This window comes from Streptococcus equinus (assembly GCF_900101445.1).
In the GTDB taxonomy this organism is placed as follows: Bacteria; Bacillota; Bacilli; order Lactobacillales; family Streptococcaceae; genus Streptococcus; species Streptococcus equinus_B.
Genome location: NZ_FNKE01000001.1, coordinates 912,962 through 936,958, shown reverse-complemented (window position 1 = coordinate 936,958; position 23,997 = coordinate 912,962). Strand labels below are relative to the sequence as shown.

Here is a 23,997-nt window from a genome sequence, read left to right as displayed (position 1 = left end):
ATCTAGCAACGAATAATGTAGTTACGTCGACAGTTCTTTAACACTATTTCAATCCTTTCTTACTTATCTCACACGCTGTTAATGTCACAACAGAATGTTGCTTATTCAACAGAGTGTTTGTTATAATAGTATTATAAAACACTCATTGTCAATTGCAATCGCTAATTTTTTAACTTGTGTTGTTTAAGCAACACATTCCCGACAATCTGTTGTTTATCTCGGAGGAATAGCTCATGAAACTTACTGATATTCGTTATTTGAGAACAGAAAAATTGATTTTTGATGCCTTTGCCAAACTTCTCAGCGAAAAACCTTATGAGAAAATTACAGTGCAAGATATTGCTGATGAGGCCATGATTAATCGTGCCACTTTTTATGCGCACTATGCTGATAAAGATGACCTTCAAAAAGGTATTCAACAACAAGTTCTAGAGCAAATGTCTGACATGATTGATGCAGCACAGATTACAAACGGTGAACGTGTAAAAGTTAAACGAGCTGAGAAACTTTTAACGGAGTTTTATCATGGATTAGAAAAAAATGCTGCGATTGCTAAAATAGTTCTAAAAAGCATTTCTCAGGAAGTCATGCAAGAAGAATTTGGAAGTTTGGTACATGAAAAATATGACCATTTGCTTGCAAAACTAAACGTCACTGAATCTGGAGAACAAGTGCCAACAGAATTTATCGTGGCCTATCTGACCAGTATTTTTTCAGGGACTTTACTTTGGTGGATTAAGTCAAATTTTTCAATGCCAGCAAAAGAACTAGCCCGCTTGGTTTTGACCTTGGTTAGTAATGGTCATCTTACTGTTATGGGCGTCATCATCGACCGAGAAGATTAGTAGAAAAGAGCTGAGAAGTCAGCTTTTTTGTTTTATTTCTGGTATAATGGAACAGACAGAAAGAAGGATCTTATGAGCCAAAAACAGCTAATGAAAGATAGCATTGATCATCACGATTATCCAATTGAAGAGGGAGTTATCATCGATTCTCTGGATATTAGATTACAAGAGATTATCAAAAAGCAGCATCCCAATCTTGCTGAGGGTGCCTTTATTAGCCATAAGAATCTGACTTATTATCGTCTTCTTTTTTTAGAGGAGATTATTGATAAAGCCAATCGTAAAAATGATTATGTCCGTGAAGCTGTCTACGATGCGACTAAGCACCAAGGGTATACGGCTTTAGATGTCCAAGACCAATTGGACAGAAAAATCACTTTTGGACAAAAAATTGCGGATGATGTAGCTCGTTTTGGCGGGTCATGGACGTTCATTATCACTTTTATCTGCTTTATGGGAGTTTGGATGGCTTTAAATGTTGTGAAGCCTTTTGGCATTGTATTTGACAAATATCCCTTCATCTTGCTAAACCTTGCTTTGTCAACGCTGGCAGCGATTCAAGCCCCTTTGATTATGATGAGTCAGAACCGTGCTTCAGATTATGATCGCTTGCAAGCCAAAAATGATTACAATGTTAACAAGGTATCAGAAGAAGGGATTCGATTGTTACATACAAAATTGGATCACTTGGTTCAGCAAGACCAGTCGGATTTACTAGAAATTCAGAAATTACAAACGGAAATGTTAGCTTCTTTGACAAAACAACTAGTGAGTATGCAGGAAGAACAGGCACGTTTAGTGGGGCAAATTGAAAAAATGAGAAGGAGCGAAGAAAATGTCTGATAAAGAGATTAACTTAGTTATTGTAACTGGGATGAGCGGTGCTGGTAAGACAGTTGCCATTCAATCCTTTGAAGATTTAGGGTATTTTACCATCGATAACATGCCACCAACTTTGGTGCCAAAATTTATTGAATTAGTTGAAAAAACAAGTGACAATAATCGTGTTGCTCTTGTGGTGGACATGCGTAGTCGCCTCTTCTTCAACGAAATTACTTCTGTTTTAGATAAAATTGATTCAAATCCAAAAATTGACTTCAAGATTCTTTTCTTGGATGCAACTGATGGCGAATTGGTAGCCCGTTATAAAGAAACACGTCGTAGTCACCCATTAGCAGCTGATGGACGTATTTTAGACGGAATCAAGTTAGAACGTGAATTGCTTGCGCCTTTGAAAAACTTGAGCCAAAATGTGGTTGATACAACAGAATTAACCCCACGTCAATTGCGTAAGACAATTTCTGAACAATTTTCAAGCGATGAAAATCAAGCTTCATTTCGTATTGAAGTCATGAGTTTTGGTTTCAAATATGGCCTACCACTCGATGCAGACTTGGTATTTGACGTACGTTTCTTGCCAAATCCATACTACAAACCAGAACTTCGCAATCAAACAGGTCTTGAAAAAGATGTTTATGATTATGTCATGAATCATGAGGAATCAGAAGATTTCTACCAACATTTGATTGGCCTCATTAAACCTATTTTGCCAGGCTACAAAAAAGAAGGAAAATCTGTATTGACCATTGCTATTGGGTGTACAGGTGGTCAACACCGAAGTGTTGCCTTTGCTCATCGCTTAGCTGAAGAGTTAAAAGCGGATTGGGTGGTTAATGAAACCCACCGCGATAAAAATCGTCGCAAGGAGACTGTGAACCGTTCATGAGAAAACCTAAAATTACCGTTATCGGTGGAGGAACAGGGATTCCCGTCATTTTAAATAGTTTGAGACACGAAGAGGTCGATATTACAGCCATCGTAACGGTTGCTGATGATGGAGGCAGTTCAGGAGCCCTGCGTTCGGTTATGCAATTGACACCACCAGGAGACCTTAGGAATGTCCTCGTGGCTATGAGTGATATGCCTAAGTTTTACGAAAAAGTCTTTCAATATCGCTTTGCGCAAGGAGACGGTCCGCTTGCTGGCCACCCTCTTGGAAATCTTATCATTTCAGGAATCGCTGAAATGGAAGGTTCTACTTACAGCGCTATGCAGATTTTGACAAAATTTTTTCACGTTACAGGGAAAATTTACCCAGCAAGTGAAAACCCATTGACCTTGCATGCTGTCTTTAAAGATGGCTATGAAGTCGCTGGTGAGAGTCATATCGCTGGTTATCAAGGAATGATTGACCATGTTTATGTGACCAATACTTACAATGACGACGAACCGACTGCCAGTCGAAAAGTAGTTGATGCAATCATGGATAGTGACATGATTGTCCTTGGACCGGGTTCTTTGTTTACTTCGATTTTGCCAAACTTGGTTATTCCTGAAATCAAGCAGGCACTTATTGATACCAAAGCTGAGGTTGCTTACGTTTGTAACATCATGACGCAATATGGTGAAACCGAACATTTCACAGATGCTGACCACGTCGAAGTGCTCAACCGTCATCTTGGCAAAGACGTTATTGATACGGTTCTCGTCAACATTCAAAAAGTGCCGCAAGATTACATGGACCACAATAAATTTGATGAGTATTTGGTTCAAGTTGAGCATGATTTTGCAGGGCTTCGTAAGCAAGTCAAACGAGTGATTTCATCTGATTTTCTTCGTTTGGAAAATGGCGGAGCTTTTCACAATGGCGACTATGTCGTTGAAGAATTAATGAACCTTGTGAGGGTGAAGAAGCGATGAGTTTTACAGTAAAAGTTAAAGAAGAATTGTTGAATTTATCGCGATTTGATAAGAGTGAATTATCAGCTATTATCAAAATGTCAGGAAGCCTCGGCTTAACAGGTGCTGGACTGACCTTGTCAATCACAACAGAAAATGCCAAGGTAGCCCGCCATATCTATGAACTGATTGAAACGATTTATCAGGTTCAGCCTGAAATCAAGTATCATCAAAAGACTAATTTGCGAAAAAATCGTGTTTACACCGTTTTTGTCGCTGCAAATGTCAGAGAGATTTTGAACGATTTGCAGCTGGCTGATTCTTTCTTCGGGATTGAAATGGGGATTACCCCAAGCATCCTAGAAGATGATGACAAGGGACGTGCTTATCTGCGTGGTGCTTTTCTGGCTACGGGAACTATTCGTGATCCAGAATCAGGAAAATACCAGCTAGAAATCTTTTCCGTTTATCAAGACCACGCCGAAGATTTGGCAAACTTGATGCGAAAATTTATCCTTGATGCCAAGGTTATTGAACACAAAAATGGTGCAGTGACTTATCTTCAAAAGGCTGAAGATATCATGGATTTCTTGATTGTCATCGGAGCGATGGAATGTAAAGAAAGCTTTGAAGAAGTTAAGATCATGCGTGAGACGCGTAATGACGTCAACCGTGCCAACAATGCGGAAACAGCTAATATTGCAAAAACCGTGACAGCCAGCATGAAGACCATCAATAACATCATTAAAATCATGGATACCGTTGGACTTGAGACTTTACCAATTGAATTGCAACAAGTGGCTAAGATTCGTGTAGAAAATCCTGATTACTCGATTCAACAAATCGCAGACCATTTGGAAGGAACTTTGACCAAGAGCGGTGTCAATCATCGATTGCGTAAAATCAATAAAATTGCAAATGAATTATAGAAAAAGTTAAGGAGAAGCATATTATGGCATGTACAACTATTTTAGTCGGTAAAAAAGCGTCATATGATGGTTCAACCATCATTGCTCGAACTGAAGATTCACAAAGTGGTGACTTCACACCGAAACAATTTATCGTGGTTAACCCAGAAGACCAACCACGTCATTACAAATCAGTCTTGTCTTCATTTGAGATTGATTTGCCAGATAATCCAATGCGTTACACATCAGTGCCAGATGCTTTGCGTAAAGATGGTATCTGGGGAGAAGCTGGTATTAACGAAGCAAATGTTGCCATGAGTGAGACAGAAACCATCACGACAAATGCGCGTGTCTTGGGTGCTGACCCGCTCGTTGAATCTGGGATTGGTGAAGAAGATATGCTAACATTGGTGCTTCCATATGTTCGCACAGCGCGTGAAGGGGTAGAACGCCTTGGTGCTATCCTAGAAGAATACGGAACATACGAATCAAATGGTGTGGCTATTTCAGACGTTGATGAAATTTGGTGGTTAGAAACTGTCGGTGGCCACCACTGGATTGCTCGTCGTGTGCCAGATGATTGTTACGTCACAAATCCAAACCAACTTGGTATTGACCATTTTGAATTTAACAATCCTGATGATTACATGTACTCAAGTGACTTGCGTGAATTCATCGAAGATAATAACTTGGATTTGACATATTCAAACGAACACTTCAATCCACGCTATGCTTTTGGTAGCCAACGTGATAAAGACCGCCACTACAACACACCACGTGCTTGGGCAATGCAACGTTTCTTGAATCCAGAAATCGAGCAAGACCCACGCAGTTTCTTTATTCCATGGGCTCAAAAACCTTATCGTAAAGTCACTGTCGAAGATGTCAAATACGTTTTGAGCAACCACTATCAAGACACTGAATTTGACCCATATGGTCCAGAAGGAAATGCTGTGACACAACGTACATTCCGTACAATTGGTATCAACCGCACAAGTCAAACAGCTATTCTTCAATTGCGACCTGACCAACCACACGACACAACAGGTATCCAATGGTTGGCATACGGTTCAATGCCATTTGGAACAATGGTGCCATTCTTTACTCAAATTTCAACAACACCAGCTTATTTTGCAAATACTGGCGAAAATGTCTCAACAGATTCATTCTACTGGGCAAATCGTTTGATTGCAGCTATTGCCGATCCACACTTCCACCAACACGAAGGTGATATTGAAGCATACGTGGAAAAAACAATGGCAGCAGGACATGCCCGTATCAAACGTGTTGATGCCGCTTTAGCTAACGGCGAAAGCGTTGATTTTGATGCTGAAAATCAAGCGATGAGTGATTACATCCAAGAAGAAACTCAAAAACTGTTGAATAAAATCCTCTTTGATGCAAGTAACCTCATGACAAATCGCTTCTCAGTAAGTGACTAATAGTAAAGATAAATCCTCTGAAAATTTTTCGGAGGATTTTTTGTATGAAAGCGAAAAAATTTACAAAAAATGCTTGCAAAAAGTTGAAAGTTTGGATATACTTTACTGGTAAACCATTAACTAGTTAAGAAAAGGAGCCATCATGAAGAAGAAATTTCTTTTGTTGATAAATGTACTTGCGCTTTTGCTTGTTTGGCAAGTTAGTCATATTAAGCAGGTTGCTGCAGATGACAAGATTAAAGTGGTAACAACTTTTTATCCTGTCTACGAATTTACCAAGGCTGTTTCTGGTGATACAGCTGATGTATCAATGCTGATTAAAGCTGGGACAGAACCACATGATTTTGAACCATCTACTAAAAATGTAGCTACGATTTCAGATGCTGATATGTTTGTCTACATGGATGACAGCATGGAAACATGGGTTAAAAAAGTCAAAAAATCAATTGATTCTGATAACCTAACTATCGTTCGAGCAAGTGGAGATATGCTTCTCATGGCTGGTACAGCTGAAGAAGAAGGCGAAGACCATGACGAGCATGAAGGACATAGTCATGAATATGACCCACACGTCTGGTTGTCACCAAAACGCGCGGTTACTTTGGTTGAAAATATCCGAGATGCTTTTGTTGCTAAATACCCTGATAAAGCTGATACTTTTAAAGCCAACAGCGCTGCTTACATTGAAAAACTCAATGACTTGGACAAAGCCTACACAGATGGACTTTCAAATGCCAAACAAAAAAGCTTCGTCACTCAGCACGCTGCTTTTGGTTATTTAGCACTTGATTATGGTTTGAACCAAATCTCAATTGCTGGGATTTCACCAGAAGTAGAACCTTCAGCAAAACGTATTGCGAGCCTTACAAAATACGTTAAAAAATACGATATCAAATACATTTACTTTGAAGAAAATGCGTCAAGTAAAGTTGCTGCAACGTTAGCAGATGAAGCTGGTGTGAAAACAAAAGTTTTAAATCCGCTAGAAAGTTTAACCAATAAACAAATCAAAGCTGGCGAAGATTATTTCTCAGTTATGAAAGAAAACTTGAAAGCTTTGAAATTGACAACTGATGTCAAAGGTAAAGAAATCAAAGCTGAAACAGATGACACGAAAACTGTTCAGCACGGCTATTTTAAAGATAAAGATGTCACTGACCGCAAATTAAGCGATTGGACAGGGAAATGGCAATCTGCCTACCCATACCTTCTTGATGGCACACTTGATCCTGTCTGGGATTATAAAGCTAAAGCTTCAAAAGGTGAGCAAACTGCCCAAGAAGTTAAAGATTATTACACAAAAGGGTATCAAACGGACGTTGAACAAATCATCATCGATGGTAAGAAAAACAAAGTTACTTTTGTTCGAAATGGTGAAAAGCATACCTACACTTACAAATACGTAGGTCACAAAATCTTGAAATACAAGAAAGGTAACCGTGGTGTTCGTTATTTGTTTGAAACAGATGACAAAGACGCTGGTGAATTCAAATACATTCAATTCAGTGACCACAATATCACCTCGACAGATGTTGAACATTTCCATCTTTTCTGGGGTAACAGTAGCCAAGACGAAATTCTAAAAGAAATGGATCACTGGCCAACTTACTTCCCAGCTAAAGAATCTGGTCAAGAAATTGCCCAACACCTTGTTGCTCACTAAAATAATTAAAGGTTTGAATCAAATGATTCAAGCCTTTTCTTTTTAAAGAGAAGTGGTAAAAAGCTGATTTTTGAGAGCAGGACATCGCGTTGCCAGCTTATGAAAACTTTGCTATAATGGGTTAAGATAGCACTTACAATTTAGGAGGCCACGTGAAAGACAAGCAAGTGACAAAATTCTTTTTAGCTTGTTCGACCTTAGTTACTTGTATGACATTGGGAATTAACCTCACTTTCAGGCATGCTGCTCACGCTGTTATTGCTGAATCAGGTCAAGTTTCCCCTACGGCGACAGCTGATTTTATTACAAGTATCGGCGAAACAGCTCGACAAATTGGTCAAGAAAGAAATCTTTATGCTTCAGTGATGATTGCTCAAGCTGTTTTAGAATCAAGTAGTGGCCAATCAGCACTCAGCCAAGAACCTTATTATAATTTCTTTGGGGTAAAAGGGGCTTATAATGGTAATTCAGTCGTCATGCAGACTTGGGAAGATGATGGCAGTGGAAATACTTATGAGATTGACCAAGCCTTTCGCTCATACAACAGCTTAGCAGATTCGCTCAATGACTATGCTAATTTATTGAGTTGGAATCTTTATGCGGATACTTGGAAGTCAAATACCTCTTCTTATCAAGATGCCACAGCGGCTCTGACTGGTCGTTATGCCACAGATACTGCTTACGCTGATAAGTTAAATGCCTTAATTGAGCAATACGGCTTAACAAGCTATGATGAGCCGTTGGTAACCGATGACGCTCAAGAAACTACCGAACAAGATACCCAAACTCAACAAAACAATCAAGCTACTGAAACTGTTAATCCAAACCACGTTTGGAACAAATACCGCGGTTCATACACTAGTTCAGATATTCTAGCAGAAGATGAAGCTTGGCTAGCTTATATTAGATAAAAAGAGCGTAAGCTCTTTTTTTTGTTGTCCTATTTACAGAAAAACAAAAAAGCCATCTCGATTGCTCGAAATGACTTCTTGTAATAAATGCGATTTCTTATTTTGTGAAACCGTATTTTTTGTTGAAGCGATCCACACGACCATCTGCTTGAGTGAATTTTTGGCGACCAGTGTAGAATGGGTGAGAATCTGATGAGATTTCCACACGTACAAGTGGGTAAGTAGCGCCTTCAAATTCTACAGTTTCGTCAGAAGCTTTTGTAGAACCGCTAAGGAATTTGTAACCAGTAGTTGTGTCCATGAATACTACTGGACGGTATTCTGGGTGGATATTTTGTTTCATTGTTAAAAGTTTTCCTTTCTGCCATGGTGATTTTTTACGCACCATAGTTATTTTAACTTCTATAGTTTATCAAATAATGAGATATTTGACAAGACTTTTGTGCAAAATAATTGAATTGAAATATAATTGTTAAAAAACGCTCTATAGCAGGCCTGAGCTTAGTTTTTTGAGGCTAGTAAATCTTTGATTTCTTGATAGATTTGCTCGTTTTCCTCAAGGCTGTAAGAATTGGCTCCGCTGGCAAGTGGGTGCCCCCCACCGTCGTGGCGTTTAGCAATCTCGTTGATGACTTGTGTTTTACTACGCAAGCGAACACGGTAGTTACCGTCAGCTTGCTCAACGAAAATCGCCCAAGATTGAACACAATCAATACGACCTGGAGCACCAACGATAGCAGAAGTTTCAGCTTCAGTGACATTGTATTTTTTCATAGTTTCTTGCGTCAACACCACACGCGCAGCCCCATTATCATCAACTTCTAAGTTATCATAGACAAAGCCTTGAAGTTTGGCAATTTTAAATGAAATAGAGTCCATTTGGCGAGCTAGACTTGAAAAATCAAAGTCATATTCACGAAGTTTACTTGCAATCATGAAGGTTTTGCTGCTTGTAGCTGGGTATAAGAAACGTCCAGTGTCTCCGACAATACCAGAGTATAGAAGTCGTGCAGCTTCGCTAGAGACTTTTAGACCAGTCGAAAAGGCAAAGTCTGAGATGATTTCACTTGCACTTGATGCTTTAGTATCCACATAGAGCAGGTCACCATAAACATCATCGTTAGGGTGGTGGTCAATCTTGATGAGGCAATCGCCGTTTGTGTAGCGGTCATCATCGATACGAGGGGTGTTGGCTGTATCTGTGACGATAACCAAAGCACCGTCGTAATCGCTGTCCGCGACCTCATCCATACTTGTCACCCAAGCAAGTGTCGGCTCATTAAAACCTGTTGCTAAAACTGTTTTATTTGGGAAATTATGCTTAATTAATTCACGCAAGCCTGCTTGACTACCAAGAGCATCAGGGTCAGGTCTTTGGTGACGGTGAATGATAATGGTGTCGTAAGATCTAATTTTTTCTAAAATTTCTTCAAATGTATTCATATCTAAATTCCTTTGTAAGCTAGAGATTTATCCTATTATAGCATGAAATGGAGTATTATTTAAATCTCTAATCTCTTTCATCTTTGGGGGATTTACCAAAGTGCTCACGGTATTTTTTATAAAAATAATTTTTATTTGAAAAACCAACGTTTTGTGCGATTTCATAAATTGGCATGCGTGTTGATTTTAAAAGTAGCTGTGCTTTCATTAATTTTCGCTGATTGATGAGCTCTGTGAAAGTTGAGCCAGATTTGTCTTTAATAAGATTGCTAAGGTAATTCTTATTGAAATTAAGTTGTTGTGCCAAGTCGGTTAAGGTTAAATCTTGATAGTGTTCATCAATTAGTCGAATAACCTGAAGATAGGGTGTTTCTTCCAGTTCAATTTTTTGTGTTTGATCCATTTTTCCCATGGTACGTGCGATTTCATAGAAGAGGATTGGCAAGTAATGACTAATAATTGTTTGAGAGAAATCACTTGGGATAAAGTATTCAGTCATCATTTGTTCAATGATTTGTTTGATGTGCTTGTTATCTTTTGTGGGTAAAACTAGGTAATTAAGTTTGTGGTGATTGGTTGAATTTGCTAATAAAAGTTGGTATAACAAACTATTTTGCCCTTGGAGTTGGGTCAACCAATCAAGGGAAACATTGTTATTTTGAAAAAGGATATTGATCAAGATGTCTTTCTTACCTAGAGCTGAGATGGAGTGTCTACTACCAGAGTCCATTAGTAAAATGTCTCCTTCATCCAATGTAAAATCCTTCCCATTAATGACTTGGTGGCAGCTTCCTTTAAACATAAAATTGAGTTCTAAGAATTGATGAGAGTGCTCTGGATAATCAGCGTAGCGATTGTGTTTTGAAATATGGATGTCTTTATTATCAAAAAATAAAGTATTTGGAAGTTGCATGATACCATCGATAATTTTAGTATCTTTCAAGTCTGGGATGAAGCCAAGACTTTTTTGTTTCTTTTCATGGTCAGTTTCTTTCAAAAGTAATTCTTCAAGTGTCATTTTAAATACCTCATGTCTCCATATCTGTAAATATGATATGATTACACTTTCTATCTGTTATTGTACCATAAACTGAAATAGTGTTAAATAGTAAATGTAAACGGTTAATAAATAGAAAGGAGAAAAAATGACTTATCATGTAGCAATTGACATTGGTGCTTCAAGTGGACGTGTTATTCTTGCAAAAACTGGCAAAAGGCTTGATATAACTGAAATTCATCGTTTTAAAAATGGCTTTACTAAAAGTGATGGTCATGACAGATGGAATATTAATCATTTGATTGAGGAAATTTTACTTGGTCTTGAAAAAGTAAAAACTTATGGTGTTGATACCTGTACAATTGGTATTGATACTTGGGCGGTTGATTATGTTCTCTTGGATGAAAATGATGAATTATTAGCTGATCCTGTAGCTTATCGTGATGCACGAACACAAGGAGTCATGGCGAAAGCTTTTGAGAAAATGTCAAAATCAAAAATTTACCAAAAAACTGGTATTCAATTTTTGAATTTCAATACTTTATATCAATTATGTGCTGAAGATAGGGAGTTACTAGCAAAGTCTAAAACGATTCTTATGATTCCTGATTATATCGCCTATCGGTTGACAGGAAAAAAAGTGGGTGAGGTTACAAATGGCTCGACTACTCAGTATTTGAATATTCATAGTCGTAATTATGATAAGGAACTTCTGAATATTGCTGGACTTGATTTAGATAAGTTTCCAGAATTGGTTGAAACTGGAACGGTTATTGGAAAACTGTCTTCAGACTTGTATGTTAAGTATGACTTACCTGAAGCTACAGTTATTGCTGTTGCAACGCATGACACAGCTTCAGCAGTTGTTGGTGCACCTGCCACTAATGACAATTGGGTTTATCTGTCAAGTGGAACTTGGTCTTTGATTGGTGTTGAAAATCAAGAGCCAATACTAAGTCAGAAGGCATTTGAAGAAAACTACACAAATGAGTGGGGAGCTTACAAGACTTACCGTTTCTTAAAAAATATTACTGGAATGTGGACGGTGCAAGAAATTGCTCGGATGCTTGATTATCAGTATACATTTGCAGAAATGGCAGAGCAGGCCTATCAAGTTGAGCCATTTTTACAATATGTAAATTTAAATGATGATCGATTCACTAATCCAGATAATATGATTACAGAAATTCAGGATTATTGTCTCGAGAGTGGGCAAATTGTTCCTGAAACGGTTGGTGAATTAGTGATGTGCGTGTACTCAAATTTAGCACTTGCTTATGCACATGAATGGAAAGTTCTTGAAAAATTAATCGGTCATGAATTGGAAGTTCTCCATATTGTAGGTGGTGGTAGCAATGTGAAATTGCTCAATCAATTGACTGCTGATGTTATTGGAAAGCCTGTTGTTGCAGGACCTGGTGAAGCTACAGCTCTTGGAAATATCATGGTTCAGATGATAACTTCAGGAGAGCTTCAAGACTTAAGAGAAGCACGACTATGGTTAAGTGAAAACCAATCATTAGAACGCTATGAACCACGTCCGATTGCTGACCGTGACCACTTAGAAATTTATAAAAAAACCGTACTTTAAAAAAGAGGATAATATTATGGCAAGTAAAGAAACAATTGAAAAAGCATATGAAGCAGCAAAAGCACGTTATGCAGAAGTAGGTGTTGATACAGACGCTGTTCTTGAAAAATTACAAAATGTAAAACTTTCAATGCATTGTTGGCAAGGTGATGATGTTAAAGGATTTTTGACACCAGAAGGAGAATTGACTGGTGGAATTATGTCAACTGGTAATTACCCAGGTGCTGCTCATACACCGGAAGAATTGCGTGCTGATCTTGAAAAAGCTTATTCACTTATTCCAGGTAAACACAAACTTAATCTCCATGCGATTTACCTTGATACGGATGAAGCTGTAGATTTAGATGAAATCGAGCCAAAACATTTCGAAAAATGGGTTGATTGGGCTAAAGAGCAAGGAGTTGGTCTTGACTTTAATCCGACATTTTTCTCACATCCAATGATGAAAGATGGCTTTACTCTTTCTCATCCTGATAAAGAAGTTCGTGATTATTGGATTGAACATGGGAAACGCAGTCGTCGCATTGCAGAATATTTTGGTAAGGAACTTGGTCAACCTTGCTACACTAATTTCTGGGTTCCTGATGGCTTTAAGGACAACCCAATTGATCGTATGGCACCTCGTAAACGCTTGATGGAATCACTTGATGAAATCTTCTCTGAAGAAATTGATGAACAATATAATATTGATACTGTTGAAAGTAAATTGTTCGGTCTTGGTGCTGAAGCTTACACAGTTGGTTCTCATGAATTTTATATGGGCTATGGTTTAACACGTCACAAGACAATTTTGCTTGATGCAGGACATTTCCACCCAACAGAAGTTATTTCTAATAAAATTTCTTCACTTGCTTTATTTAGTAATCGTTTGATGCTCCATGTGTCACGTCCTGTTCGTTGGGATTCAGATCATGTTGTGATTATGGATGATGAGTTGCAAGAAATTGCTAAAGAAATTGTTCGTAATGATTTACTTGACCGTACAGCAATTGGTCTTGATTTCTTTGATGGCACAATCAATCGTATTGCTGCTTGGGTTGTTGGAACTCGTAATACCCAAAAAGCTCTTTTGAAGGCTATGCTTGAACCAACACAAGAATTGAAAGAAATGGAAAATCAATTTGATTTCACATCACGTTTAGTTTTGACAGAAGAATTAAAAGATTTCCCATACAGCGATGTTTGGAATTACTTCTGCCTTAAAAATGATGTTCCAGTAGGTTTAGATTGGTTTAAAGAAGTCAAAGATTATGAAGCTAAAATTTTAGCAGAACGCAATTAATAAGCTAAGAGGGAGAAAAAATGACAAAATTTGTAGAATCATCATTTGTAAAAAATATGCGTAATATCACTCGTGAATCTTATCTTCGATATTGGGATGAACGCAATGGCGGTAATGTTTCTTATCGTTTAACTGCTGAAGAAGTAGAAAGTTTTGAAGATGTAGCAGATGCTAAGCGAACTTATGAACTTGGCTTTGATGCTTCAACTTTAGCTGGATATTATTATTTAGTCACAGGAACAGGCTGTCATTTTAGAAATGTCTACGATAACCCTGAACGTGACCTTGGTTTGGTCAAAATTTCTGAAGATGGAAAATCATATGGTATTGTCTGGGGATTTAATGAAGGTGGACGTCCAACATCAGAATTTCCAAGCCATTTGATGAGTCATATTGAACGATTGAAAGTTAATTCTGAACAACGTGTTGTTTTCCATTGTCACCCAACAAATTTGATTGCTTTGACATTTACACAAGAATTATCAGAACGCCATTTATCACGTCTTTTATGGAAAATGCAAGCTGAATCAATTGTAGTTTTCCCAGAAGGAATTGGTGTCATTCCTTATATGACACCTGGTACAAATGAAATTGGGGAAGCAACTGCAGTGAAAATGTCTGATTATCAGGCTGTTTTATGGCCACATCATGGCTTATTTGCTTCAGGAGCATCACTAGACGATACGTATGGATTAGTCGAAGTTTTAGAAAAAGCTGCTATGATATACTCTCAAGTTGGTGCACAGGGTGGAAATATCAAGCAAGAAATTTCAGATAAACAATTACAAGAAATTGCTGACTATTTTGGTGTCAAACCGCATGATGGATTTTTAGAATAAAATTTTAAAGTACTCTCCTCAAAAATAAGCCAATCTCTAATAAGATTGGCTTTTGGTATGCTTTTGATCATAAATAGTTAGGTAAACGAGACAGCACCTAAAATTATTGGTAATTTTGGTTATAGTTCTTGTACAAGAATTTTTTGGCAGGTAGTACAGTAGCTTAGGGATTTACTAAGTAAAGCAGCTATTAGATAAACAATCCTAAAACTTTCTTTTTCATAATATCCAAAAAAGCAAGGTCGCAGAGGCTCGACTTTGCTTTTTTATTGATAAAACTAAAAAATAAACCTGAGGGATATCATCCTCAGGCTTATTTCCTAGTTAATTTTTTTGCGACTTGCTTTATTAATAGTCATTGTGGCGTCACCAGTAACGTAGATACCTTGAACATCACCAGTATTCAAAGCTGCGATAGCTTCGTTTGAGAAGTGCATAGCGTTAATAGTGAAGTTGATTTCTTCGATATTTGTTTTTGCAGTAAAAATTTTATTTTCTTTAGTATTAGTGACGCTGAGTTCTTTTGGTAACTCGGAAAGTTCACCGATTTTTTCGTTTACGTCGATATCAAGGACTTTGAGGTGTTTGTAAATGGCAAAGCAATCTTCAAATTTTTCAATCATAAGAGTGGCATAGTGATTAGAGTTTATCATGACTGCTAAGCCAAAAGCACCGCTATTAAGTTTGCTGTCTTTACTAAGTTCAATTTGGAAGATTTCGTCGTGTTCTGTTTGGCGAACAGCAAGAAAACTTGGCACGCCAAGCCCGTCTAGTTTTTCAGTTGAACCAGTAAGAGTTAGCGTATGATTTTTGAAAATAATGCGGCTAGCTAAGCTATCACGTAAGCTAATCCATTCAGGATTTAGTTCAGTAGTTTCAAAGGTATCAATAAAATCGGTTGCTTTTTGTTCAGAAAGAATCTTTGCGTGTTCTGGAAATGCTGTCATATCAACTGTTTGAGTTGGTGTGCCATTGTTGATGACAGGCCAATCTCCAGACCAATCAACGGGATAGAGAAGTGTTTCGCGTCCGATATTTGTGTATTGGACAAAACCAACACTAGCTGGTCGTGTTCCAAGGCAAGTTAGCCACCAATTGCCAAGTTGGTCTTGAAAAAGGTCGGCGTGACCAATGTTTTGAAGTGGTTGTTCAGCGCGGTCACGGTTAGTAAAAAGTGGATTATTAGGTGCAGCTTCATCGTAAGGTCCCCAAAGATTTTTACTTCGGAACATGGTAATCATATGCCCCATGCCTGTTCCTCCTTCTGCAAGAAGAAGGTAGTAGTAATTACCTTTTTTGATAATATGAGGCCCTTCCACATCACGTCCACCAGATCCATAAGTTAAAATTTCAGCTGGACGAAGAGTCTGACCAGTTGCTATGTCAATTTCAATTTGTTGGATTGCCTTTTGCCCATTTTCAAGATAGCCAGTGAATTGGACATAAGTTTTTCCATCTTCAAAGTACAAGTCTGGATCAATCCCAGGAAAATCAACTTCAATACGTTTGTTTTCCCAAATAATCTTTTCCTTGTCCACGCTTAATTTTCCACGAATAATAAAGTTTTTCCATTCAGCAAAGTTTGTGGTAATGACGTAAAAGTAGCCTTCGTGATATCGAATACAGACAGCAAAAATTCCTTCATTTGATTTTGCTTGTCGTAAGTCAGCTTGCTTGTGATTTTTAACGATGCTGGGTAATTTTGTCCAATTAAGAAGGTCTTTTGATTTAGATACTGCAATTCCAGGGTAGTATTCAAAAGTTGAATTAACAAGGTAAAAAGTATCATCGACACGTACGATAGATGGGTCTGGGTACATTCCACGTAAAATAGGATTTTGGTAAGAAGTAATAGTCATTATAAATTCCTTTCAATAAAAGCCGAGTGATTAACTCGGCTAGGTTTAGTTGTGATTGTAAGTTTTCCAAGCTTCTAGGATATCTTGATAATTTAAGTCAACTGTACTGTTAAAGCGTTTATCAGCATGATTGAGCTCATCGCCACCAACACCGATGGAAACACTGCCTGCACTGTTGATTGCTTTAACTCCAGCAACAGAATCTTCAATACCTACGCAATCATAAGGAGAGATATTTAAAGCAAATGCTGCTGCTAGAAAAATATCTGGAGCAGGTTTTCCTGCTGTGACTTTTGCAGGATCTGCAATAGCATCGAAGCAATCTGTTAGACCGAGTTTTTCAAGAATTAGGGGGCCATTTTTGCTGGCAGAAGCAAGCGAAATCTTAATGTCATGCTTTTTGAAATCATCAAGCAAATCCTTGATACCTGGAAGAATATCTTTTTCAGAAAGAGCATCTAGAGCTTTAACGTAAGCTTGATTTTTCTCAGCAGCCAAGGCTGTGAATTTTTCCTGAGAGACTTGAATGCCTAAAAAATCTAGAATGATACGCAGAGAATCTTCTCGACTAACACCTTTTGTTTTCTCTTCTAGTTTATCAGGTAATTCAGCATTAAAATGTTTTTTTACTAAATGGTGCCAAGCTGCAAAATGATAGACTGCAGTATCAGCAATAACGCCATCAAGATCAAATAATACACCTTTCATGACTTAATCCTTTCTTTGAGATTTAACTGGTGTTGCTTCGAGAAGTTCAGCAATTTTAGCAAGATTTTCTTGGGAGATTGTGATAAATGGCAAGATTTCATTTAATTTTGCAAGAGATAGTTTGCCGAGTCCTCCATTAACAGCGTCAGGGTCTTTACGGAAGAAATCAAGGATAGGGTCAATCTGGTCAATTTTTTCAACCAAGTAGCTATCTGCCATAATTTCAGCAGCAGAAGTGTTAGCGCAATAACGTTCGATGTAGTCTTTATTTGGTTGGTAGCTAATGGCATAAGTCCCTGCCGTCAAATCAAATTGTCCACCAAGTCGTTCTTCGGTGTTAACTAAGACTTTACGATTTTCAGAACGTGGAAGAGTAAGGTGAGCTGTTGAGCCAAATGGCACTGTTAATGTCATGTTAATTGTGTGGTTATCATCACTTTCAATTTCGTAAGCGACAGCGATTTTGCCATAAGGAGAGTCAAAGTAGCCGTTAACTTTGTTGAGACGTGCATCAAATTCTGGTGCCAAGTCAAATTCTTGGTAGCCTTTTTGAGGATTTCGAATTCCTAAAACGTATTTATAAGCCCATTCCATGATGGCTCCGATTGAATAGTGATTGAGTGAATTCATTCCTTCAGGATTCATTGAACCGTCAGGCATGACAGAATTCCAGCGTTCCCAGATAGTGGTTGCGCCAAGATTGACAGCGTAGAGCCATGATGGATAATCTTCGTGAAGAAAGATTGTTGTTGCTAGTTTATGATGACCATATTTTGAGAGCATTTGGTTAGCGTATGGTGTGCCGACAAAGCCAGTTTTTAGGTGATTGTCGTCTTTACCAAGACGATTAACGAGGTCACCAACTACTCGGTTAGTTTGTTCTTCGGGAATAAGGTTAAATTGAAGAGCAAGAGCGTAAGCTGTTTGGGTATCAATAGTTAGACGACCATTTTTAGAAATATATTCGTCGTGGATGGCTGTTTTAATAGCTTGTGAAAGTTCGGCGTACTTGAGAGCATCAGCAGAATTTCCCATCAGTTTAGCTGTTTCAGAGACAATGTACGCTGAATAATAATAGTAAATAGATGCAATAAAGTCTTCGTCAGTTTTTCCTGTTGGCATGGCTGGATTTTCACCGTCAAGTGCAAGCCAGTCACCAAATTGGAAACAATTTGTCCAAAGGTTTGGTGTTGATGTGTTGCGAGTAATCCAATCTACCCAATCACGCATTGAGTCATAATGTTCTGTGAGGATACTTGCATCTCCAGTTGCTTGGTAGGCATTCCAAGGGACAAACGTTGTTGCATCGCCCCAAATAGCTCCTCCGCCATCATCATTTCCAAATGCTGGCGCGTACATTGGTGCACGGCCGTCATTTAGTTTTTGTTCAATCGCCACATTTTTTAAGAATTTACGATAAAAAGCGTAAGCATTCATATTTAAAAGAGCAGTATTAGAAAAGACGTTAGCATCTCCAGTCCATCCTAAGCGTTCGTCACGTTGCGGACAATCTGTTGGCGAATCCACAAAATTACTCTTTTGTCCCCAAATAACATTTTTGAATAAGCGATTGACCTTACTGTTTTGAGTTGTGATGTTACCAGTACTTTCCATATCAGAGTAAATCACATCAGCTTTGAAGTCATCAGGATTAAGGTTTTCAATGCCTTCAACTTTCATGTAACGATAACCGTAGTAAGTAAAGCTTGGTTGTACCCATTTTTCAACACCGTCAGAAATGTAGTCAAAAGCTGCGCGTGCTGTACGAAGGTTTTCACGATAGAAATTACCTTTTTGAAGAATTTCACCAACTTGAATGTGAATTTTAGTGCCTTTTGGAGCACGGTTGTAGAAGCGGAAAAGACCAGCATGGTTTTGTCCAAAATCAAGTACGGTTTCTCCTGCAGGTGTTTGAATCACTTCTTTGACATCAAGAGTTTCTTTGACGACAAGTGGCAGACTAAGTCGGTCAGATAGAATACTTTTATCTGCTTCACTGATAACAACTGGTTGCCAGTCTTTGATTTCAAAAGTGTCATCACGGTCTTCACCGTAGTAAATAGATGATTTGGTGACATTCCCTGCTGTTGTTTTCCAACTTTGGTCAGTGGTGATGATTTCATGGCTGCCGTCTTCATAATCAATATGATATTCAGCGATAGCACGGTGTTGGTCACCATAGATGCATTTCATTCCTTCGATAAAGCCATAAGGTCCTTTAAACCAACCGTCAGCTGTTGAGATAAGCAAGTCGTGTTCACCTTTTTGAATGGCATCAGTGATGTCATAAGTTTGTACTTGAATCCATTGAGTGTAGTCATCAACACCTGGAGCAAGAAATTCATTTCCGACTTTTTTGCCATCAATAAAGGTTTCGTAAACACCAAGAGCTGTCATGTAAAGACGAGCTTTAGCAACTTTTTTAGAGATATTTACACTTTTATGAAAAAGAGTATTTTGAATATCTTTGTCAGCATTTGTAATCCATTGTGCTTCAAAGGCTTCAGTCATTTTTCCGGTTTCAAAAAATGTTGAAGCGCTGATAATCTCACCAGATTCTCGTTTGATATTGACGATAACATCATAACGAGTGCGTGGACTTAGCGGGATACTTGGTTCAAAAGCGTTGTTATCATAAGTAATAAAATCACTTTGGTAGTCCGTGTTATTATCGTGCTTGATGATGAGTTGTTTTTTGATATTTTCGCTCGCATCAGATTCAATTTTAAAATTGATATGAAGACTATTCAATTGAAAACCGATTGGTTCAGTCATGTGATTAATAGTAATAGCTGTTATTTTCATAGTTATCTCCTTAAAGTGCTGCGTTAAAATCACCACAAGTTGGGTCGACAGGGCTGACACCTTCAAAGGCTTCTTTACCTGTCATTTTACGAATGATGGCTTTGACATTTGCCGTATTTCCTGTGTATGCATTGATGTAAGTTGAAAGATAAGGCACATCAAATAGGTGATATGGATTTGCAGTTGATACGAAAACAGTAGGAATAGCTTTTGCAAACCATGGGGCATTTGCTGCCATTAAATGAATCCAATCAAGTCGTGTTGTGGTTTGGTTAGAAGCAGTCTCGACGTTTGCAACATAGAAAGCAAGGTCAAATTTTTCCTTCAAATCACAAACACCTTCTTCAAACATTTCATGGAAATCCATTTGGAACGGAGTCACTTCAAAACCAGCTTTTTCAAGTTCTTCTTTGAAAAGGTCAGAGACTTTACCACCTTCTTTGAAACCACCGTCGTCTGAATCACCAAGAACAACTAAGCGAACACGAGGTGTTTTTTCTGATGAAATTGGAAGAAGCTGATCGCGGTCTTTGACAAGGGTAACAGATTGTTTAGCAATATTTTCAGCGATTGTTAGATGTTCGTCAGATTTCAAATCCAAATTTTCAGGGATGTCGATACCTAATTTACCATCTGTTGTTAAAATGTTTTGGGCAACTTTAGTTGCAAGAATGCGTGCGACTGCTTCGTTGAGGCGTGCTTCAGAGATAAGTCCAGCTTCAACAGCTTCTGTGATAGCTTTGTAATCTTCATCGATATTTTTATTAAAAAGAATCATATCAACTCCTGCATTGATTGTGGCAGGAAGTAATTCTTTACGAGGAAGGATGACATTGTAGCCGACCATAGCTGTGGCATCTGTCATGGCAAGACCATTAAAGCCAAGTTCTTTGCGAAGAAGTCCATTGATCAAAAGTTTTGAAGCAGATGCCGGACGTAAATCTTTGTCTGCAATACCTTTTTGTAATTTTCTTTCCCAAGCAGGTTGATAGATATGCCCAATCATGATAGTTGAGATTCCTTGGTCGATAAAGGTTTTATAAATGTGTCCGTAAGTACTTGACCAGTCTTCAGCTGACAAACTATTGATACTTGATAGCAAATGTTGGTCGCGTTCATCAACACCATCACCAGGGAAATGTTTGATAACAGGGATAACATGATTTTCTTCAAGACCTTTTCGTTGTGCTTGTGCCATTTTGAGGACACGTTTTGGGTCTGAACCATAAGTTCTAGTATTTGTGATAGGATTGCGGAAGTTGTTGTCGATATCGACGATAGGAGCAAAAGACATGTTGCATCCAACTTGGTTAGCTTCATAGCCAGCCACGTTTCCTAGTTGGAAAGCTGCATCAGTATTATCGGTAGCAGCCATCTGCATCGGCATGCCTAGCCATGTTCCTTCTGAGATAATGCCATTACCCCCTGATTCTAGGTTTGCTGCAAAAAAGAGCGGGTATTTGCTGTGGTTTTGAATTTGTTTAATTTGACGCTTGATATCAGCTGCAGGAGCAGGTCGGAACATCATGCCACCTGGTTTGTATTTATCGATAAACTCATCAAGGTCAACCATCTTTTCATCTTGACCAATCACAAAGAATAATTGACCAATTTTTTCACTGGTAGTCATTTGTTTGACTTGTTCAAGAACATAGTCGATTTCGTTTTGTGATAAATTGAAAGGTTTTGTTGTTAAATCAATCATATTATTTCTCCAAGTCTAAAATATTTACGCTTACAGTTTATCTCAAAAAAATATGGGATACTATTGCTAAAATTAAGTAGTTTTGTGTCGATTTCACAGATTTTAAGAAATGCACTTGTACTTTAATTTTATTTTACGTAAAATATGAAAGGATAATAATCTAAAAAGTCGATATCTTATATGAAATACCTGTGAAAAGTCGATTTTGTTAGAAAGGACCTCAAATATGGACGCAGAAATACTTGATTTATTGCGTAAAAATAATCAAAAATCAATTGAATGGCAAGTGATAAAAGAAGGCTTTAATGCTGATATAGCAACGCATTTAGGAGATGAGCCAGTTTATAAATTCTATCAAACGCTTACTGATGATTTAGAAGTGACAGCAAGTCCAATTGCTGTTTCAGTTCAACCAGTTGAATCTTATGTGCCATTTCATGTTCATAATTATGTTGAGCTAGTTATACCAATTGTGGGTTCATGTGTTTTTGAATCTCGAACTGGAACTGTCGAAATCAGAGAAGAAGATATTATGATTGTTGGACGAGGTACCATTCATCGTGTTCATGACATTTCTCCAGAAACTATTGTGGTCAATATTGCACTGAAGCCATCGGCCTTTACGTATAATGATTTGAATTTTATGTTGCAGCCAGGTGGTGGACAAAATATTTCTAACCTTTTGTTTACTATTTTGAACAATGAAAATTATGGTGATGGGCAATACAGCTTGTTTAAAATTGAGCATGATGCAAAGATTGTTTCTCTGATTCATGACACTATTGAAGAGTATTATCAAAAAGATATTCAAGCTAATCAGATTATTCATTTCAATATTTTAACTCTTTTTTCACGTTTGATTCGTCAGTTTTATCACACGGACTATTCGTTAGAACAAACGAAAAAGCACCAAAATATATTGATGCCAATGCTTTTGTACATTGAAGAACATTTTTCTGACATAACTTTAGAAGGGATGGCAGAGCATTTTGGGTTTAATCCAAATTACTTGTCGTCATACTTGAAAAAGAATACAGGACTAACTTTTATTAAGCTAGTTCATTTGCAGCGTGTCAATGTCGCGGCTGAGTATTTGCAATATACAAAAGCTTCGATTGAGCAAATTTCCTTGAAGGTTGGTTACGAAAATCCGTCTTATTTTTATAAGATGTTTCGAAAAGTTTTAGGAGTTTCTCCAAAAGAATTCCGTCTAAAAAATAAAGTACAAGATTAATTTTCTTGTACTTTTTTTGTGCGATATTGTTTAGGTGAGAGTTTTGTGAAGTTTTTAAAGTAGTGATAAAAGTAGTTTTCAGATGAAAATCCAAGAGCTATTGCAATTTCAGCAACGGTTAAATTAGTGTTACGAAGTAATTCTTTTGCACGTTTGATACGAATAGTTTTAGCATAGCTGATAATCGTCATGTTGCAATGTTTTTTCAATAAACGGTTAAGGTATTCAGAGTTATAATGCATCTTTTCTTCAATCTTTTTGCGTGTAATATCACCATAATGTAACTCAATTAAGCTCGTTAAGCGGTTAACTAAGTGTTCTTCTTTGCTAAGGTCGATATTAACTGGACTTACTTGAAAATGATTTTGATTTTCGAGTTCTGTCAAAATGCGGAGTAGTAGGCCTTTTTGAAAATAATCTGCACCAACTTTAGAAGTTGCAAGTTCAAGTTGCATAGCGTCAAGTAAGTGGTGAAAAATACTATCCTTTAAAGGAACAGCTGGTGAAAATTCAATATAACTGCGCCTCCAATTGTCTTTACCATCTAAATCATCTAATAAGAATTGAAAAATTTGTCCGTTTGTAGCTTCTGACTCTTTTAAAGGAATTAGAGTGTCTTCTAAAAATTTTTGAGAAATATTTAGAAACATAACTTGTCCGTTTTTGATAATCTCACTATGCGCGATGCGACGATTGAAAAGGCAACCTTGCCCAGCTTGGTAAAGATACTCTTTGTCTTCAATTTTATTAATGACAGAACCAGAAAGAACATACATCAATTCAAAAGAGGCGTTTTGATGTAGAATATCGACATTTTCTGAAATAAAGTAGTGGATTTTACCTTCTTGAACATTGATATAAAGGATTTTTCCATTGATTTCTTTTTTATAAAAAAGTGCTAGAGGAGCAGAGTTTTCTAGTCTAGGCATGTTATCTATGGTAATAGAACTTTCTAGATTTTGAAATTCTTTTTTGATATTTTCTAACATACAAGACTCTTTTCTAAGTTGATTTTTTACAGTAAAACGTTTTCAAAAAAGCGGATATTTGTATTATAGCACAAAATTATTTTGGGTAAAATACAAT

General features: G+C 37.6%; 20 protein-coding genes. 12 read left to right on the top strand and 8 right to left on the bottom strand.

Annotated features, from left to right (window positions below):
• The first annotated feature begins 233 nt into the window (after positions 1-233).
• The 8 genes from BLR83_RS04685 to BLR83_RS04650 all read left to right on the top strand — a co-directional run bounded on the left by BLR83_RS04685 (position 234) and on the right by BLR83_RS04650 (position 8,448).
• A complete protein-coding gene (locus BLR83_RS04685) occupies positions 234-845 on the top strand; it encodes a TetR/AcrR family transcriptional regulator (protein ID WP_039696567.1) in 612 nt (203 codons plus the stop codon).
• A 72-nt stretch (positions 846-917) separates the two neighbouring features.
• Complete coding sequence (locus BLR83_RS04680) at positions 918-1,688, top strand: DUF1003 domain-containing protein (RefSeq protein WP_074560649.1); 771 nt, start codon at positions 918-920, stop codon at positions 1,686-1,688.
• Complete coding sequence (rapZ, locus tag BLR83_RS04675; RefSeq protein ID WP_039696569.1) at positions 1,681-2,571, top strand: RNase adapter RapZ; 891 nt, start codon at positions 1,681-1,683, stop codon at positions 2,569-2,571. The genes BLR83_RS04680 and rapZ overlap by 8 nt, the downstream gene beginning before the upstream one ends.
• The gene (locus BLR83_RS04670) at positions 2,568-3,545 is read left to right on the top strand and encodes a YvcK family protein (RefSeq protein ID WP_074560648.1); all 978 of its coding nucleotides are present in this window, start codon (positions 2,568-2,570) and stop codon (positions 3,543-3,545) included. Before rapZ ends, BLR83_RS04670 begins: the two co-directional genes overlap by 4 nt.
• Entirely contained in the window at positions 3,542-4,453 is a 912-nt protein-coding gene (gene whiA, locus BLR83_RS04665; protein ID WP_074560647.1) for a DNA-binding protein WhiA, read from the top strand. The genes BLR83_RS04670 and whiA overlap by 4 nt, the downstream gene beginning before the upstream one ends.
• Before the next feature lie 23 nt (positions 4,454-4,476).
• Complete coding sequence (locus BLR83_RS04660; RefSeq protein WP_074560646.1) at positions 4,477-5,874, top strand: C69 family dipeptidase; 1,398 nt, start codon at positions 4,477-4,479, stop codon at positions 5,872-5,874.
• Positions 5,875-6,016: 142 nt separating this feature from the next.
• Positions 6,017-7,537: a zinc ABC transporter substrate-binding protein AdcA gene (locus tag BLR83_RS04655; protein ID WP_074560645.1), complete on the top strand. Its 1,521-nt coding sequence runs from the start codon at positions 6,017-6,019 to the stop codon at positions 7,535-7,537.
• Between the two features lie 152 nt (positions 7,538-7,689).
• A complete protein-coding gene (locus BLR83_RS04650; RefSeq protein WP_074560644.1) occupies positions 7,690-8,448 on the top strand; it encodes a glucosaminidase domain-containing protein in 759 nt (252 codons plus the stop codon).
• A 97-nt stretch (positions 8,449-8,545) separates the two neighbouring features.
• Here the strand turns inward: BLR83_RS04650 and BLR83_RS04645 are convergent, their stop codons facing one another.
• The 3 genes from BLR83_RS04645 to BLR83_RS04635 all read right to left on the bottom strand — a co-directional run bounded on the left by BLR83_RS04645 (position 8,546) and on the right by BLR83_RS04635 (position 10,909).
• Positions 8,546-8,791 (bottom strand): type B 50S ribosomal protein L31, encoded by a 246-nt coding sequence (locus BLR83_RS04645; RefSeq protein WP_021142736.1) that lies wholly within the window; start codon positions 8,789-8,791, stop codon positions 8,546-8,548.
• Between the two features lie 158 nt (positions 8,792-8,949).
• On the bottom strand, positions 8,950-9,891 hold the full coding sequence (locus tag BLR83_RS04640) for a DHH family phosphoesterase (RefSeq protein WP_074560643.1): 942 nt from the start codon (positions 9,889-9,891) through the stop codon (positions 8,950-8,952).
• Between the two features lie 67 nt (positions 9,892-9,958).
• On the bottom strand, positions 9,959-10,909 hold the full coding sequence (locus BLR83_RS04635) for an AraC family transcriptional regulator (RefSeq protein ID WP_074560642.1): 951 nt from the start codon (positions 10,907-10,909) through the stop codon (positions 9,959-9,961).
• A 127-nt stretch (positions 10,910-11,036) separates the two neighbouring features.
• On the opposite strand from BLR83_RS04635, the gene rhaB reads away from it, so the two are divergent.
• The 3 genes from rhaB to rhaD are packed head-to-tail and all read left to right on the top strand — an operon-like array spanning position 11,037 to position 14,600.
• Complete coding sequence (gene rhaB / locus BLR83_RS04630) at positions 11,037-12,479, top strand: rhamnulokinase (protein ID WP_074560641.1); 1,443 nt, start codon at positions 11,037-11,039, stop codon at positions 12,477-12,479.
• Between the two features lie 16 nt (positions 12,480-12,495).
• The gene (gene rhaA / locus BLR83_RS04625; RefSeq protein WP_074560640.1) at positions 12,496-13,761 is read left to right on the top strand and encodes an L-rhamnose isomerase; all 1,266 of its coding nucleotides are present in this window, start codon (positions 12,496-12,498) and stop codon (positions 13,759-13,761) included.
• A gap of 20 nt (positions 13,762-13,781) precedes the next feature.
• A complete protein-coding gene (gene rhaD / locus BLR83_RS04620) occupies positions 13,782-14,600 on the top strand; it encodes a rhamnulose-1-phosphate aldolase (protein ID WP_074560639.1) in 819 nt (272 codons plus the stop codon).
• A gap of 320 nt (positions 14,601-14,920) precedes the next feature.
• Here rhaD and BLR83_RS04615 read toward each other — a convergent pair whose 3' ends face one another.
• From BLR83_RS04615 to BLR83_RS04600, 4 genes are read right to left on the bottom strand one after another with little or no spacing between them, the layout of a single operon-like run.
• Positions 14,921-16,459 (bottom strand): glycoside hydrolase family 43 protein, encoded by a 1,539-nt coding sequence (locus BLR83_RS04615; RefSeq protein WP_074560638.1) that lies wholly within the window; start codon positions 16,457-16,459, stop codon positions 14,921-14,923.
• 45 nt (positions 16,460-16,504) lie between these two features.
• Positions 16,505-17,167, bottom strand: a complete 663-nt coding sequence (gene pgmB, locus BLR83_RS04610) for a beta-phosphoglucomutase (protein ID WP_074560637.1) — start codon at positions 17,165-17,167, stop codon at positions 16,505-16,507.
• Between the two features lie 3 nt (positions 17,168-17,170).
• Positions 17,171-19,972, bottom strand: a complete 2,802-nt coding sequence (locus BLR83_RS04605) for an alpha-L-rhamnosidase (protein WP_074560636.1) — start codon at positions 19,970-19,972, stop codon at positions 17,171-17,173.
• A 10-nt stretch (positions 19,973-19,982) separates the two neighbouring features.
• Positions 19,983-21,677 carry a glycoside hydrolase family 3 protein gene (locus BLR83_RS04600; RefSeq protein ID WP_074560635.1) on the bottom strand — a complete coding sequence of 565 codons (1,695 nt, stop codon included), beginning with the start codon at positions 21,675-21,677 and terminating at the stop codon, positions 19,983-19,985.
• Positions 21,678-21,903: 226 nt separating this feature from the next.
• Between BLR83_RS04600 and BLR83_RS04595 the strand changes: the two genes are divergently transcribed.
• On the top strand, positions 21,904-22,911 hold the full coding sequence (locus tag BLR83_RS04595) for a helix-turn-helix domain-containing protein (protein ID WP_074560634.1): 1,008 nt from the start codon (positions 21,904-21,906) through the stop codon (positions 22,909-22,911).
• On the opposite strand, the gene BLR83_RS04590 is transcribed toward BLR83_RS04595, so the two are convergent.
• Complete coding sequence (locus tag BLR83_RS04590; RefSeq protein ID WP_074560633.1) at positions 22,908-23,900, bottom strand: helix-turn-helix transcriptional regulator; 993 nt, start codon at positions 23,898-23,900, stop codon at positions 22,908-22,910. The two genes, BLR83_RS04595 and BLR83_RS04590, sit on opposite strands and share 4 nt — an antisense overlap.
• Between the last annotated feature and the right edge of the window lie 97 nt (positions 23,901-23,997).

Excerpts from the sequence above, each read along its gene's own strand:
- BLR83_RS04685 (WP_039696567.1), top strand. The coding sequence starts at position 234 with ATGAAACTTACTGATATTCGTTATTTGAGAACAGAAAAATTGATTTTT.
- BLR83_RS04680 (WP_074560649.1), top strand. The coding sequence starts at position 918 with ATGAGCCAAAAACAGCTAATGAAAGATAGCATTGATCATCACGATTAT.
- rapZ (WP_039696569.1), top strand. The coding sequence starts at position 1,681 with ATGTCTGATAAAGAGATTAACTTAGTTATTGTAACTGGGATGAGCGGT.
- BLR83_RS04670 (WP_074560648.1), top strand. The coding sequence starts at position 2,568 with ATGAGAAAACCTAAAATTACCGTTATCGGTGGAGGAACAGGGATTCCC.
- whiA (WP_074560647.1), top strand. The coding sequence starts at position 3,542 with ATGAGTTTTACAGTAAAAGTTAAAGAAGAATTGTTGAATTTATCGCGA.
- BLR83_RS04660 (WP_074560646.1), top strand. The coding sequence starts at position 4,477 with ATGGCATGTACAACTATTTTAGTCGGTAAAAAAGCGTCATATGATGGT.
- BLR83_RS04655 (WP_074560645.1), top strand. The coding sequence starts at position 6,017 with ATGAAGAAGAAATTTCTTTTGTTGATAAATGTACTTGCGCTTTTGCTT.
- BLR83_RS04645 (WP_021142736.1), bottom strand. The coding sequence starts at position 8,791 with ATGAAACAAAATATCCACCCAGAATACCGTCCAGTAGTATTCATGGAC.
- BLR83_RS04640 (WP_074560643.1), bottom strand. The coding sequence starts at position 9,891 with ATGAATACATTTGAAGAAATTTTAGAAAAAATTAGATCTTACGACACC.
- BLR83_RS04635 (WP_074560642.1), bottom strand. The coding sequence starts at position 10,909 with ATGACACTTGAAGAATTACTTTTGAAAGAAACTGACCATGAAAAGAAA.
- rhaB (WP_074560641.1), top strand. The coding sequence starts at position 11,037 with ATGACTTATCATGTAGCAATTGACATTGGTGCTTCAAGTGGACGTGTT.
- rhaA (WP_074560640.1), top strand. The coding sequence starts at position 12,496 with ATGGCAAGTAAAGAAACAATTGAAAAAGCATATGAAGCAGCAAAAGCA.
- rhaD (WP_074560639.1), top strand. The coding sequence starts at position 13,782 with ATGACAAAATTTGTAGAATCATCATTTGTAAAAAATATGCGTAATATC.
- BLR83_RS04615 (WP_074560638.1), bottom strand. The coding sequence starts at position 16,459 with ATGACTATTACTTCTTACCAAAATCCTATTTTACGTGGAATGTACCCA.
- pgmB (WP_074560637.1), bottom strand. The coding sequence starts at position 17,167 with ATGAAAGGTGTATTATTTGATCTTGATGGCGTTATTGCTGATACTGCA.
- BLR83_RS04605 (WP_074560636.1), bottom strand. The coding sequence starts at position 19,972 with ATGAAAATAACAGCTATTACTATTAATCACATGACTGAACCAATCGGT.
- BLR83_RS04600 (WP_074560635.1), bottom strand. The coding sequence starts at position 21,677 with ATGATTGATTTAACAACAAAACCTTTCAATTTATCACAAAACGAAATC.
- BLR83_RS04595 (WP_074560634.1), top strand. The coding sequence starts at position 21,904 with ATGGACGCAGAAATACTTGATTTATTGCGTAAAAATAATCAAAAATCA.
- BLR83_RS04590 (WP_074560633.1), bottom strand. The coding sequence starts at position 23,900 with ATGTTAGAAAATATCAAAAAAGAATTTCAAAATCTAGAAAGTTCTATT.